Origin of the sequence: Caulobacter endophyticus (genome assembly GCF_029543245.1) — a bacterium.
Taxonomy (GTDB): Bacteria; Pseudomonadota; Alphaproteobacteria; order Caulobacterales; family Caulobacteraceae; genus Caulobacter; species Caulobacter endophyticus_A.
Window position 1 is genome coordinate 110702 of record NZ_JARQWV010000004.1, and the last position, 12393, is coordinate 123094.

Genomic DNA, 12393 nt, shown 5'->3' on the forward strand with positions numbered 1-12393 from the left:
TGCCGGCCAGCGCCGGCGAGCCTTGAGAAAGCGCCTCTTTGATCCGGCGGCGGCCAGAGCCGCATAGCCAGCCCCGGCGGGGCGACCCATGGGCGCAAGACCTGCGCCCAGAGCCGCCAACTCGCCAAGCTCCGCGGCCACTGCGCCACCGGGTCCCAAGGCGTGCGCCCCGATCAGCCAGGGGTTCTGGGTCGCCAAGCTTATGGCCATGGCCAGAAGAAGAACAGCGCTTGCCGACAACAGCCTGAGCGCGGCGGCCTGCGATCGACGCCAACGGGCCAGACTGCAGACAATGCCGCCGCCCTGCCCGCCCCACCTCGATGCGATGCCAGCACAGCCTGCGACATTACTCCGACAAGACGCTCACGCTCGAGGGCAATGGCGCCGCGGAGGGACGCGCAGGACCACCCACGTTAACGTTACCATTTGATTCAGGCGAGCTAGGATCGCATCGCCGCCGAGTTCCGGCACCCCCAGGGCCGCTTTTGCCTGACATAAAAAGAACCGCACGTCAGCTGCAGGCGACACAGAGGAAACACATGTTCGAACCTGTTCGCCCACGCTCCCGGCCCGACGCCCACCGCCCGCCTGGACGAGCGTTCCACCTCACGCTGCTCCTGGCCGCCGGCATGGCCTCAGCGCTTGCCTTCACCTCCGCGAAGGCCGCTGAAGCGCCGGCAAAAACAGCCAGCGCAACCTTCGAATGGTTCGAGTACGAGGGCGCCGATCCGTCAGATGCAGCCTTCAAGCCCACCCCGGGTCAGTACGCGAACCCCATCCTCAAGGGCGCCTATCCCGACCCCGCCGTCATGAGAGTCGGCAGCGACTTCTACTTCGTCAGCTCGACCTTCGCCTGGTTCCCCGGCCTGCCGGTCTTCCATTCGACCGACCTCGCGCACTGGAACCAGATCGGCAACGCGATCGATCGTCCGGACATGCTGGAATTCGGACGCCTGGGCCTTTCGCGCGCGGTGTTCGCGCCGAGCCAAACCCTGGTGCAGGAAGGTTCGCGCGCCCTGGTCTTCGTTCGTCGCCCTTCGGCCTTTGATCACCAGGAGGTTCGGCAGGCCGCCTGGGGCAAGCAGCGGGCGATCCTTGCCGGCTACTCCTTCGGGGCCGACGTCCTGCCGATCATCGCCCAGCACCTGCCCGCCGACCTGCGCGGCCAGGTCCGCATCGTCGCCCTGCTGGGGACTGACTCCACCGGCGAGCTTGAGTTCCACCCCGGCGACTGGCTCGACGTCGGAGCCAAGGACAGCTACCCGATCGCGCCGGTCCTGGCCTCGCTCAGCGACCTGAAGATCGTATGCGTCTACGGCTCGCAGGAACACGCCGACGCCTGCCCGACCTTCCCAGCCCAGGTGCGCAAGATCGGCCTGCCCGGCGACCACCGTTTCAACGGCGACTACGACACGGTCGGCCAAACCCTGAGCCAGGCGGCCAATCTCTCACCGGCGCCATAACGCGCAAGCGGGACAAGGCCTCAGCGGGGCGGCTTAGCAGAACTTCGTCCCGCGCCGGAGACAAGACACCTGCGCGAGGCTTGCGCCCCACGCCAGTCAGGGCGCTCCTCTACAAACCGGCCGCCCAAAGCCGTGCGGACGCCTTGGCCGCCTGGCTGAGATCAGGTCCCTCGAAATTGTCCGCGGTGGCGACCGAAATGTCGGGCTCGACGAGAACGTAGAGGTAGCTTCGCCCGCCTGGCGCGGCGCTGCTCTGGCCGATCGCCGTGAAGGTCCCGGCCGGCGTTGCCCGGTTGTCCCGGCGGCTAGAGGATTTGCAACAGCCGCCTGGTGGCCGACTGCGGTCGGCCGCGATGACGAACGGCGCTTTTCCGCTTGCACCGGCCCCAAGGGCCGGCCGGATACAGCAAAGCGTTCGAGGAAGGCGTCACATGACCAAGACTGGTGCGTATCTCCGCTCTGCTGAAGCTGCCCGTCGCTTCGGCGTCAGCGGCAAGGCCCTGCGGCTGTACGAGGCCCACGGACTGCTTCGAGCCGAAAGGACCCTCGCCGGCTGGCGGGTCTACGGCCCTGAGCAGATCGCGCGCCTGCATCAGATTATCGCGCTCAAGAGCTTCGGCTTTCCGCTCAGTCGGATCGCCGAACTGCTGGCGGGCGGCCTCCCAGACCTGGCGAGGTTTCTGGAGCTGCACGAAGACGTGCTGCGACAGGAAGCAAGGCGGGTCGAGGTGGCGCTCAGCCTTCTGTCAGCGGCCCGGCTCAAGCTCGCACGGCATGGCGACCTCTCCTCGGATGACCTGATGAACCTCACCAAGGAAATAGCCATGACCGAAGAACGCACACAGGATCTGGCCGCCGCCTACCAGGCGATCGCCAACAAGCATTTCACGCCTGACGACCGAGCGACGCTGGCGTCCAATGGCTACCAGGGCATGGACAAGCCAGACACCGACTGGGCCGTGCTGCACGAGGAAGCAACGCGGCTGATGCAAGCGGGCGACCCGCGCTCGCCCGCGGCGATGGATCTCGCGCGCCGCTGGATGGGCAAGGTGTTCGCAGCGACGGGCGGCGACCCGACCTTGACCCAAAAAATGAAGGCGGCGGCGCGTGAAGCCAATGAGCAGCCGGCGTTCACCGCCGCGTCCGGGTCGGGCAATGCGCTGATGGACTTCGTCTCCGAAGCCTATGGCGCGGCGATTTCGGCCGGTATCATGCCCGACCCGCAAACCGCGAACTAGAACCAACAAGTCTGCTTCGCGGCGGCCGGCCAAGGCAGCAGCGAAGCAGACGACCCTGGACCCATGCGACCTGTTGGTCGCGCGCCAGAGCAACACGCGCTTTGGATCCCTCAAAAGAAGAAGCCCCGCCGCATGACCACCACTCTCCAGCGCCCCGCCACCGATGCCGAGATCCTCGCCACGTTCGAGGTCATGGCGCATCTGCGCCCCATGCTGACCCGCGAGACCTATGTCGCGCGGATCAGGGGGCTGATGGACAGCGATGGCTATCAGCTGACCGCGCTGGTCGAGGACGGCGTGGTCCGGGCCGTGGCCGGGTGGCGAGTGCTGGACATGCTGTATTGCGGCCGGCTGCTGAGCATCGACGACCTGGTCGCCGATCCGAGCGAGCGCTCACGCGGCCATGGCAAGGCGTTGCTGGACTGGCTGAAGGCCGAGGCCAGGCGCCTGGACTGCACACAGGTGGAGCTGATCTCCAACGTCATCCGCGAGCAGGCCCACCGTTTCTATTTCCGCGAGGGGATGGCGGTGGACGCCTTTCACTTCCGGGCGCGGGTTTAGAGCGCTCTGCCTCACCGGCGCGGCGGCCGCGACCGTAACCTGGACGAGGTGGCGCGCGACGGCGATCACCATCCTTGTCTTGGTCGCTCCGAATGGAAGCGCAAAGACGCTCTCCACGGGCAAGTTGAACGCTCCCCTCGGCCAAGGACGCTCGGCTTGGTAGAGCCCCGCTTGTTCAGCCCGCTTAAGCGCCCGAGCAATACTGTCGGCGTTGGCGAGGCGCTGTGCAGGCGTGCCGATGGCGATTTCGCTGAAACGCTTGCAGCGCGCTAGCGCCATTTTCAGACATTGGCCTACCTGCGCAAACGCAGCGAGCCGAACAAGCGGTTGGCGCGCTCATCACGCCTGAGACCAGGTGGATGGTGAAGGCGACGCCCATTCACTTCGGATCAGGTTGAGCGCCGCCAAGCATGGCCTTGATCCGGCCATGCATGACGATGAAACTGGCGACGCCCCACCACCAAGAGCCTTCAATGTCCGGCAATGCTCAAACCCGTCGAGCCGCGATCGGCGGCGCGGCGCTGTCGATCGCCTCGGCCAGGTCCCTGGCGGCGCTCGCCGCGCCGCGCGTCGTCGGGACGGGACTGGAGACCGGAGCGATCCGGGCCATCGGCGTTGAGACGGCGCGAACGGATTATCGGGGCCGTCCGGCCCTGCGCGCTACGGCATTGGAAAACGCACCGGGACTCGACCGGCTGGTGATGCTGGACACGCCCGCCTTCGGCGACGGCGTCATCGAGGCATGGATAAGCGGCGCGCCCAGCGCTACGGCCAGCGCCACGGCCAGAGGCTTCGTGGGCGTGGCCTTTCGGGTGCGTGACGAGGGCAAGCTCGAGGCCATCTATCTGCGTCCCACCAACGGTCGGGCCGAAGACCAGTTACGTCGCAACCACGCCCTCCAGTACATCTCCCACCCCGCCTATCCCTGGGAACGCCTGCGCGCCGAAGCCCCCTCCCAGTACGAGACCTATGTCGATCTCGAGTCTGGCCGGTGGACGCGCGTGCGGATCGTCGTGGCCGGCGCCAACGCCCGCCTTTATGTCGACGGCGCCGAGCAGCCGACCCTGATCGTCAGCGACCTCAAGCACGGGGCCGACGCCAAGGGCGCCGTGGCGCTCTGGATCGGGCCCGGCACTCTGGCCCATTTCAGCGGCGTGCGGGTCACGTCCTAGGCGTCGTGAGGATCAGGTGCTTTCGCGCCAGAACAGGGCGGCGCCAGCGATTGCCCGCGAAACGGTCTTAGGATGTCGACGCGGTTGGATCAGCGCCAATTTCCTACGGCAAGCAGTTCTTCCGCCTGCTTTCGCCGAGCGTCCGGAGCCAGGCCGGCATTGTTCGGCTTGGCCCCGCCCGGGTTCGCTGCCCGCTATCGAGGGATGCGCGCAATGACCTTGATCTCGAAGTCGAAGCCGGCGAGCCAGGTCACGCCGAGCGCCGTCCAGTTTGGATAGGGCGCCTGCGGAAACACCTCGCTCTTGACCGCCATGACCGTGTCGAACTGGCTCTCGGGATCGGTATGAAAGCTGGTCACATCGACGATGTCGTTAAGGCCGCATCCGGCCGCCGCCAGCGTCGCCTTCAGGTTTGCGAACGCCAGCCGGACCTGGGCCTCGAAGTCCGGTTCGGGCGAACCGTCGCCGCGTGCGCCGACCTGGCCGGACACGAAGAGCAGGTCGCCTGACCGGATCGCCGGCGAGTATTGGTGAAGGTCATTGAGGGCGTTCTTGGGGTTAGGAAAGATCGCGTCGCGCTTGGCCATGAGGTGCTCCTTTTCTACGGCCGACAGCGGAAAGTCCGTCGACGGGGGCTTAGATGCGGCGGCGCGGACTGTTTGATTAGAGTTTGAAATCAGTACGCCTTGATGTGAAATCGCCATTAATGTCGCGCCCTTCGATCACCGACCTGACGGCCTTCGTGGCGGTCGCCAGCCATCGCAGCTTCCGTCGAGCAGCCGATGAGCTTGCGACCGCCCCCTCCACCTTGAGCCATACGATCCGCGCGCTGGAGGCCCGGCTTGGCGTGCGCCTGTTCAACCGGACGACCCGCAGCGTCGCGCCCACCCAGGCCGGACTGGAACTGCTGGCCCGGCTGAAGCCGGTGCTGGGTGCGCTGGACGACGCTCTCGAAAGCGTCGCCGGCTTTCGCGGCGAGGTGACAGGCGCGGTGCGGATCAATGCGCCGCGCGTTGGCGCGGCCTTGATCGTCAGGGAGGTGCTCCCGCTGATGGCCGCCCGCCACCCCGAGGTGAGCATGGACATCGTCGTCGAGGGCGAGCTGGTCGATATCGTGGCCGGCGGCTTCGACGCCGGCGTACGACTGGTCGGCTCCATTCCGCGGGACATGATCGCCGTGCCGTTGACCCGCCCCATGCGATTTGTCTGCGTGGCGTCGCCCGCCTATCTGGATCGCGCGGGCTCGCCCAAGACTCCTGAGGATCTCAAGACGCACCAGTGCATCGGCCACCGGCTGCCCGGGGGCAGGCTCTATCGCTGGGATTTCGAGCGAAACGGCCAAGCGCTTTCAGTCGATGTGACCGGGCCCGTCGTGCTCGACGACGAGGAGCTGATGGTCGAGGCCGCCGTCTGTGGCCTCGGCGTAGCGTACGTGGTCGAGGCCGCCGCCGCCGCCGCGCTCGCCGCCGGACAGCTACGCGAAGTGCTCTCGCCGTGGCTCCAGGCCACCGAAGCCGCGGCCGTCTACTATCCTGGACATCGCAGCGTCCCCTCCGCGCTGCGGGCGTTCCTCGACATCGTTCGGGAAGTCAGCAAGGCGGGTTGAAGAGGAACTCCCCCTCCCCGGCCGATACAAAGGCCTGTGGAGGCGGCGGCCACCACCACGGCTTCTTGGCTCGGATCCGACGCGCGGCCGCGCGCTCTGTAAATCCGTCTCGCCGTCAGCATTGGTTAGAATATCTAACCATATTGAACACCAATGACTGCCTTATCGCGACAATGGGGCGTGGCTAGGTTTCGACAGCTGCTTCGGCGGCTCAAGAACCCTCCACCAAACCTCCCGAAAGGAGATCGCGATGACCATCAAGACCGCTCTCGACCACTACCGCCTGCTCGGCCGCTCCGGGCTTCGCGTATCGCCGCTGTCGCTGGGAACCATGACCTTCGGCTCCGACTGGGGCTGGGGCGCGGACGAGACCGACGCTCGCCGGATCTTCGACGCCTATGTCGATCGCGGCGGCAACTTCGTGGACACGGCCGTCAACTACACGGACGGCGCGTCCGAACGCATGCTGGGCGGCTTCATCAAGGACAAGCGCGAGCGGATGGTGGTCGCCACCAAGTTCACGATGGCGCGCGATCCCTCGAACATCAATTCCGGCGGCAACCACCGCTACAATCTGGTCCGTTCGCTCGAGACCAGCCTGCGCCAGCTCGACACCGACCGCATCGACCTGATGTACCTCCACGCCTGGGACTTCACCACCAGTCCCGACGAGGTGCTGCGCGCCCTGGACGATCTCGTTCGGGCCGGCAAGGTCCTCTATGTCGGCATCTGCAACACCCCGGCCTGGCGGGTCGCGCAGCTCCAGTCGATCGCCGACCTGCGCGGCTGGGCGCCGCTGGTGGCCCTGCAGATCGAGTACAGCCTGGTCGAGCGCACCGTCGAGCACGAGCTGATGCCGATGGCGCGCGAGCTGGGCCTGGGCGTCATGCCGTGGTCCCCGCTGGGCGGCGGCATCCTGACGGGCAAGTACCATCGCGAGGACTTGTCGGACGACAACGGCTCCGACGTAGCGGCCGACCGCAAGGGCGTGATCGCTTCGACCGGCCACCTCAATCAGCGTTCGCTCGACATCGCCGACGTCGTCGGTGAGGTCGCCGCGGAACTGGGCGTCTCGCGCTCGCAGGTGGCCATCGCCTGGACCCTGGCCAATCCCGCCGTCGTCTCGCCGATCATGGGCGCGCGCACGCTGGAGCAGGCGCAGGACAACTTCGGCGCCCTGGACGTGTCCCTCGACGACGGCCAGCTGGCCCGACTGAACGCGGCGAGCGCGCCGGCGCCGATCTTCCCCGACCGCTTCATCGGCCGCCCCATGGCCCAGCAGCTGATCTTCGGCGCCTCGACGCTGCAGGCCCGGCGCTGAAACCTCAGCAGAAAGGAGCCGGCCATGACGCCGCAGACAGCTGCACAGCACCCCTATGTCGGCATGTGGGTCACCGCTGACGGCCGCATCCGCCAGGAACTGCTCGCCAACGGCCGCTACGACGAAGCGCGCGGGGCCAGGAAGAGCGCCTATCGCGGGCGATACGAAGTCGACGCCAACCACATCGACTACTGGGACGACACCGGGTTCACGGCCGATGGCGAGTTCGTCACCCCCGACGAGCTTCACCACGGCGGGATGATCTTCTTCCGCGAGCGCTAGCCGCCCCTCGCCGGGCCAACGCCCGGCCGCCTCCTCAGCATCCAAACAATACGAACCTCAAGCCCCGGCTTGCCGGGATCGCTGGCGCACGCCTCCAGGCTGGCGATCCCTTCTTCTCTGGAGCGCGATCATGGAGATACACGATGAAAACGGTGATCATCTCGGGCGCTGGAACGGGCATGGGCCTGCTCACCGCCCAAACCCTCATCCGCCAGGGCTACGCGGTCTATGCCGGCGTGCGCGATCCCAACGGGCGCAGCCTGGCCCGCCGCGAGGCGCTGGAAACCTACGCCCAGGACCATGACGGCTATGTCCGCGTGGTCGACCTGGACATCCACAGCGAGGCCTCCTGCCAGGCCGCCGTCGATCAGGTCGTCGCCGACCATGGCCGCCTGGACATCGTCATCCACAATGCGGCCCACCTCTTCATAGGCGTCTACGAGGGCTTCACGCCCGAGCAGCTGACCGACTGCCTCAACACCAATGTCGTCGGCGCCCACAGGCTCAACCGCGCCGCCCTGCCCCAGCTGCGCAAGCAGGGCGACGGCGTCCTGCTCTATGTCGGCAGCACGATCACCCGCATCGTCACGCCGTTCGTGGGGCCCTACATCACCGGCAAGTACGCGCTGGACGCTCTCGCCGAGGTCACCGCCTACGAGGTCAACCGCTTCGGCGTCGAAACGGTGATCGTCATGCCGGGCATCTTCCCGGACGGCACCGCCCACTTCCAGTCAGCCGTCCATCCGGGCGACCAGGACGTCGTCGAGGGCTACGAGCGGTTCAAGGACGACTTCGACAACATTGGGCCGGGCCTGCGCGCGCTCCTGGCCGGCGCCGACGCGCCCGTCCAGGGCGTCGCCGACGAGATCGCCCGGGTGCTGTCGATCCCCAAGGGCGAAAAGCCCATGCGCACCGTCGTCGACTACTCGGACTACGGCGCCCCGCTGGTCAACGACGTGGTCGAGGCGCAGACCGCCCGGGTCTTCGGGATGATGGGCTACGAGCACCTGCTGAAGGTCTCCTAGCGCCAGGCGGCGGCCGCACCAGCCGTCGCTCGCCCAGCGACGGCAAAGGCCGCGGCGGAGGAAGGCGGCTCCTCTGCATTTCGCCGCATCACTTCCAGCGTCGAACGTGCTGCACCAGCGCCCGAAGCTTGGGCGAGAGGTTCCGGCGATTGGGATAGTAGAGATAGAAGCCGGCGAAGCGCGGGCAGAAGTCCTCGAGGAGCGGCACCAGCTCGCCCCGCTCGATAGAGGGGCGGAAGCACTCCTCCATCCCGAAGTTGATCCCGGCGCCGGCCACCGCCAACTTGACCATCAACGCCATGTCGTTGGTGGTGATCTCCGGCTCGACCGAAACGCTGAACTCCTTGCCGCCTTCGGCGAACTCCCAGCGGTAGGGCGCCGACTTCGGCGTAGGCCGCCAGCCGATGCACCGGTGCGCCGTCAGGTCGCGAGGATGGGCCGGCGCGCCGAAGCGATCCCGGTAGGAGGGCGCGCAGACAGCGAGCTGGCGCTCTTCGCTGGCGACCGCAATGGCGATCATGTCCTGCTCGATGACCTCGCCTAGGCGGACCCCGGCGTCATAGCCCTCGGCGACGATGTCGAACTCCTCGTCGGTCACGTTGACGTCAAGCTGCACGTCGGGATGGGCGCGGGCGAAACTGGCCAGGAACGGTCCCGAAAGAAAGCGTTCGGCGATCGAGGAAACGGCCAGGCGCAATTGCCCACGCGGCCGCTCATCGAGGCTGCCCGCCGCCTCCACGGCCGCGCGCATTTCGGCGAGCGAGGGCGCGACCTGCCTATAGAGACGCTCGCCTTCCTCGGTCAGGCTGACGCTACGGGTCGTACGTCGAACCAGGGCGATCCCCAGCGTCTCCTCCAAGCGGGTCATGGTCTGACTGACCGCCGAGCGCGTGACGCCGAGGCGGTCGGCCGCCGCGCGAAAGCTGCGCTCCTCGGCGACGAGCGCAAAGACCGAAAGGGCGTTGAGATCAGGCTGCATGGCTTGGAAGTTCAGCTTGCGACACGGATCCGACCTCAGCTTCGTCCAGCAGCATCTCAGCTGGCCAGACAACCACCTGCCTGCTTTACGGGCCTGCGCGCCCTCTCCGCAACCGTTCCGAGCTCGTGTCGCCGGCTGGACAGTTCAACGCGCCGCCCCATCGGATCAGCGCCTGAACTAGACCTTCAGCTTACCCGTCTTCGTCGCTCGCCCAAGCAACGAAACCGTCCGGTCGGACCAGCACGGCGCTCAGGCCCAATCGGTCCTCAGGCTCGCCGGCGACGTAGGACAGCCGCCCCAGCCAGGGGGCGACGAGCGCCGCGAGCGGGGCTCCGGGGGCGAAGTCGAGCAGCAGCGCCCTGCCCTCGCGCAAGCGTACGCCGACCGATGGCCCGCTGGCGAAAGCGAAATCCGGGACGCTGCGGCCGACCAGCGGATGGCCGCCGCCGAGGTCGTAATGGAGCGACAGATTCCAGACCTTCTCGGCGAAGTATGTCGCGCCGTCGCCGGTGGCGATCAGATCACGGACGATGGCCTCCAGCGCGCGCGTGCTTGGGGTGGGCCGCATCAGGGCGACCTGAGCGCGTGACCAGTCGAGAATGCGGGCGCCCTCCGGCCGGCGCTCGACGCCATAGCTGTCGAGGAGGTCGATGGTCGCTTCGCCGCGAATGACGGCGGCGAGCTTCCACCCCAAGTTCAGCGCGTCGCCGAGGCCGAGGTTCAGGCCCTGGCCGCCAAGGGGCGAGTGGATGTGCGCCGCGTCGCCGGCCAACAATACCCGTCCCCGTCGGTAGTCGGTCGCCTGAAAGGCGCGGTCGGTCCAGGTGGTGGCGAGGCTCAGCGCGGCAAGGGTGACATCGGCGCCCGACACGCGGCGCAGCACGCTCTGAACGTGGTCCAGGGTCAACGCCTGGGTCCTGTGCGCCGCGCCGCCGTCGAAGTCGACCATCGCGATCACGCCAGGCCGAGCATAGGTGTACATGCCGGTCGCGGTGTAGTTGCGCCCGGGCGACAGCGCTTCCGGATCGGCCAGGACGACGTCGACCGAATAGCCGGTGAACTCCGGATCGGTGCCGACGAATGCGAAGCCGCCAGCCTTGCGCACGGCGCTGCGTCCGCCGTCGCATCCGACCAGCCAGAGGGCGGAAAGCCGCTCGCCGCCAGCCTGGACCACCACGCCGTCCTTTGACGCTTCGAAGTGTTCGACACGGGAGCCGCGGCGGATATCGGCGCCCATGGCGACGGCCCGCTCGGCCAGAACCGCCTCCAGCGACTGCATGTCCACGGGCTACTGACGCCCGCCGGGCTGGAAAGGCGGAACGGCAGGCGCGCGGCGTCGATGTCCTCGTGAAAGAACTGTATGCCGGCGAAATGCCCGGCTGGACGGCGCGGCTGCTGCATCCAGTGAGAGGCGGCCATCGTCTCGCCGGCGGATCGCTTGGACAACTGGGCGGCTTCGACCGCCTCAAGCAAGCCGCGGCGATGCAGCGCTTCAAGGGTTGGAGCCGAGAGGCCGCGTAGGCCGAAGGGCGGCCCCTTCAGCGCAGAGCGCGGATCGGCGGCCTGTTCGAGCACCGCCACCGAGACGCCCGCGAGTCTGAGTTCGCAGGCAAGAAAGAGGCCGACGGGGCCCGCGCCGATGATGACGACGTCATGGGTGAGAGAAGGATGGATAGGCATAGGCGCTCCTTGGTCGATGGTGTTCGACCGGAGCGTTCCCCGTACTAGGACGCCCGGACGAACGACGGGCGCTCGGTTGAGCGTCCGGGGTTCGCCGTGGGAGTCCAGGCGCGAAGCCAAAGACCAGAGCTTTCGTTACCGAAAGGGCTTGGGCTGACCAGACCAAGCCTGCCTTTTCCGACACCGCCTCAGTATCTGAAAGGCCACGATCCTTCAATCACCGGCAAAGGCCACAGATCAGAACCGGGAGGGACCCATCAGGGTCGCCCGGCCGGGCAGCGCCAGTTGCTGACATTGGCTCAGGTCCGAGAATACGACATTCATAAGCCGGGCGTGCCAGGCAGCCTCGCCGCTAAGCGGATCGAATTCGCAAGCTAGAGGTCGATCTGCTCAGACATCTCGAGGGCGTCGTCGACCTCGATGCCGAGGTATCGAACGGTGCTCTCCAGCTTGCGGTGTCCGAGGAGCAATTGGCAGGCGCGCAGGTTGCCAGTCTTCTTGTAGATCAGCGCGACCTTGGTTCGCCTGAGACTATGAGTTCCATAAGCTCGCGGCTCGAGCTCGATCATCGATACCCACTTATCTACCAGGCGGGCGTACTGCCGCGTGCTGACGTGGTCACCACGTCGGCTGCGGCTTGGAAAAAGCCAGTCGTCATGCCGACGGCCACGAACCTTGAGCCACGCAGCCAGCGCGTCTCGCGTGGGCTCGGTGATCTCGAAGGGGACCGGCTGGCCCGTCTTCTGCTGGATCACCGTGGCGCGGGCTCGGAGCGAGCCGCCTGGCGCGACGTCGCTAACGCGCAGGCGTGCAAGATCACAGCCTCGTAGCTTGGCGTCGATCGCACAGTTGAACATCGCGAGGTCGCGTACGCGGCCATTGGCTTTGAGCTGCTGGCGGATGCCCCAGACGTGCTTGGGCTTGAAAGGCGGCTTTGGCCCGATGATGCGGCCGGTGTTCCAGGGGCGTTTGGGGGGAAGGAAGAGGTCAAATTGAGCCATGTCCGCCTCCTGCGAATTGGCTACTCCCCTCGTCATACCCTACCATGCTTCAAGCCTCTTTAGCT

Annotated in this window: 13 protein-coding genes and 1 pseudogene; 9 read left to right on the plus strand and 5 right to left on the minus strand. The window is 66.9% G+C overall.

Annotated features, from left to right (window positions below; all coding sequences use genetic code 11):
* The first annotated feature begins 539 nt into the window (after nt 1-539).
* From P7A99_RS25180 to P7A99_RS05180, 4 genes are all read left to right on the plus strand, one after another.
* The gene (locus P7A99_RS25180; RefSeq protein WP_431307643.1) at nt 540-1463 is read left to right on the plus strand and encodes an AcvB/VirJ family lysyl-phosphatidylglycerol hydrolase; all 924 of its coding nucleotides are present in this window, start codon (nt 540-542) and stop codon (nt 1461-1463) included.
* A 431-nt stretch (nt 1464-1894) separates the two neighbouring features.
* A complete protein-coding gene (locus P7A99_RS05170; protein WP_277792869.1) occupies nt 1895-2701 on the plus strand; it encodes a MerR family transcriptional regulator in 807 nt (268 codons plus the stop codon).
* A 132-nt stretch (nt 2702-2833) separates the two neighbouring features.
* Nucleotides 2834-3262 carry a GNAT family N-acetyltransferase gene (locus P7A99_RS05175; RefSeq protein ID WP_277792870.1) on the plus strand — a complete coding sequence of 143 codons (429 nt, stop codon included), beginning with the start codon at nt 2834-2836 and terminating at the stop codon, nt 3260-3262.
* A gap of 473 nt (nt 3263-3735) precedes the next feature.
* Entirely contained in the window at nt 3736-4434 is a 699-nt protein-coding gene (locus P7A99_RS05180; protein ID WP_277792871.1) for a hypothetical protein, read from the plus strand.
* Nucleotides 4435-4628: 194 nt separating this feature from the next.
* Here the strand turns inward: P7A99_RS05180 and P7A99_RS05185 are convergent, their stop codons facing one another.
* Nucleotides 4629-5021, minus strand: a complete 393-nt coding sequence (locus tag P7A99_RS05185) for a RidA family protein (protein ID WP_277792872.1) — start codon at nt 5019-5021, stop codon at nt 4629-4631.
* 119 nt (nt 5022-5140) lie between these two features.
* Here P7A99_RS05185 and P7A99_RS05190 point away from each other — a divergent pair, with 119 nt between their 5' ends.
* From P7A99_RS05190 to P7A99_RS05205, 4 genes are all read left to right on the plus strand, one after another.
* Nucleotides 5141-6040, plus strand: coding sequence for a LysR family transcriptional regulator (locus tag P7A99_RS05190; RefSeq protein ID WP_277792873.1), 900 nt, complete (start codon nt 5141-5143; stop codon nt 6038-6040).
* A gap of 250 nt (nt 6041-6290) precedes the next feature.
* Nucleotides 6291-7361: an aldo/keto reductase gene (locus P7A99_RS05195; protein WP_277792874.1), complete on the plus strand. Its 1071-nt coding sequence runs from the start codon at nt 6291-6293 to the stop codon at nt 7359-7361.
* A 24-nt stretch (nt 7362-7385) separates the two neighbouring features.
* Entirely contained in the window at nt 7386-7643 is a 258-nt protein-coding gene (locus P7A99_RS05200) for an Atu4866 domain-containing protein (protein WP_277792875.1), read from the plus strand.
* A 143-nt stretch (nt 7644-7786) separates the two neighbouring features.
* A complete protein-coding gene (locus tag P7A99_RS05205) occupies nt 7787-8668 on the plus strand; it encodes an SDR family oxidoreductase (RefSeq protein WP_277792876.1) in 882 nt (293 codons plus the stop codon).
* Between the two features lie 88 nt (nt 8669-8756).
* On the opposite strand, the gene P7A99_RS05210 is transcribed toward P7A99_RS05205, so the two are convergent.
* Together P7A99_RS05210 and P7A99_RS05215 are read right to left on the minus strand one after the other, a co-directional pair.
* A complete protein-coding gene (locus P7A99_RS05210; RefSeq protein WP_277792877.1) occupies nt 8757-9647 on the minus strand; it encodes a LysR family transcriptional regulator in 891 nt (296 codons plus the stop codon).
* Between the two features lie 190 nt (nt 9648-9837).
* Entirely contained in the window at nt 9838-10926 is a 1089-nt protein-coding gene (locus P7A99_RS05215) for an FAD-dependent monooxygenase (RefSeq protein WP_277792878.1), read from the minus strand.
* A gap of 68 nt (nt 10927-10994) precedes the next feature.
* On the opposite strand from P7A99_RS05215, the gene P7A99_RS05220 reads away from it, so the two are divergent.
* Nucleotides 10995-11168: a hypothetical protein gene (locus P7A99_RS05220; RefSeq protein ID WP_277793005.1), complete on the plus strand. Its 174-nt coding sequence runs from the start codon at nt 10995-10997 to the stop codon at nt 11166-11168.
* Here P7A99_RS05220 and P7A99_RS05225 read toward each other — a convergent pair.
* Together P7A99_RS05225 and P7A99_RS05230 are read right to left on the minus strand one after the other, a co-directional pair.
* Nucleotides 11115-11327 (minus strand): annotated as a pseudogene (locus tag P7A99_RS05225) (FAD-dependent oxidoreductase); the annotation flags it as partial. The gene P7A99_RS05220 and the pseudogene P7A99_RS05225 sit on opposite strands and share 54 nt — an antisense overlap.
* A gap of 374 nt (nt 11328-11701) precedes the next feature.
* The gene (locus P7A99_RS05230) at nt 11702-12328 is read right to left on the minus strand and encodes a site-specific integrase (protein ID WP_277792879.1); all 627 of its coding nucleotides are present in this window, start codon (nt 12326-12328) and stop codon (nt 11702-11704) included.
* Nucleotides 12329-12393: the final 65 nt, after the last annotated feature.

What these genes read in the sequence shown, in the direction of transcription:
- P7A99_RS25180 (WP_431307643.1), top strand. Translation starts at nt 540, where the DNA reads ATGTTCGAACCTGTTCGCCCACGCTCCCGGCCCGACGCCCACCGCCCG.
- P7A99_RS05170 (WP_277792869.1), top strand. Translation starts at nt 1,895, where the DNA reads ATGACCAAGACTGGTGCGTATCTCCGCTCTGCTGAAGCTGCCCGTCGC.
- P7A99_RS05175 (WP_277792870.1), top strand. Translation starts at nt 2,834, where the DNA reads ATGACCACCACTCTCCAGCGCCCCGCCACCGATGCCGAGATCCTCGCC.
- P7A99_RS05180 (WP_277792871.1), top strand. Translation starts at nt 3,736, where the DNA reads ATGTCCGGCAATGCTCAAACCCGTCGAGCCGCGATCGGCGGCGCGGCG.
- P7A99_RS05185 (WP_277792872.1), bottom strand. Translation starts at nt 5,021, where the DNA reads ATGGCCAAGCGCGACGCGATCTTTCCTAACCCCAAGAACGCCCTCAAT.
- P7A99_RS05190 (WP_277792873.1), top strand. Translation starts at nt 5,141, where the DNA reads ATGTCGCGCCCTTCGATCACCGACCTGACGGCCTTCGTGGCGGTCGCC.
- P7A99_RS05195 (WP_277792874.1), top strand. Translation starts at nt 6,291, where the DNA reads ATGACCATCAAGACCGCTCTCGACCACTACCGCCTGCTCGGCCGCTCC.
- P7A99_RS05200 (WP_277792875.1), top strand. Translation starts at nt 7,386, where the DNA reads ATGACGCCGCAGACAGCTGCACAGCACCCCTATGTCGGCATGTGGGTC.
- P7A99_RS05205 (WP_277792876.1), top strand. Translation starts at nt 7,787, where the DNA reads ATGAAAACGGTGATCATCTCGGGCGCTGGAACGGGCATGGGCCTGCTC.
- P7A99_RS05210 (WP_277792877.1), bottom strand. Translation starts at nt 9,647, where the DNA reads ATGCAGCCTGATCTCAACGCCCTTTCGGTCTTTGCGCTCGTCGCCGAG.
- P7A99_RS05215 (WP_277792878.1), bottom strand. Translation starts at nt 10,926, where the DNA reads ATGCAGTCGCTGGAGGCGGTTCTGGCCGAGCGGGCCGTCGCCATGGGC.
- P7A99_RS05230 (WP_277792879.1), bottom strand. Translation starts at nt 12,328, where the DNA reads ATGGCTCAATTTGACCTCTTCCTTCCCCCCAAACGCCCCTGGAACACC.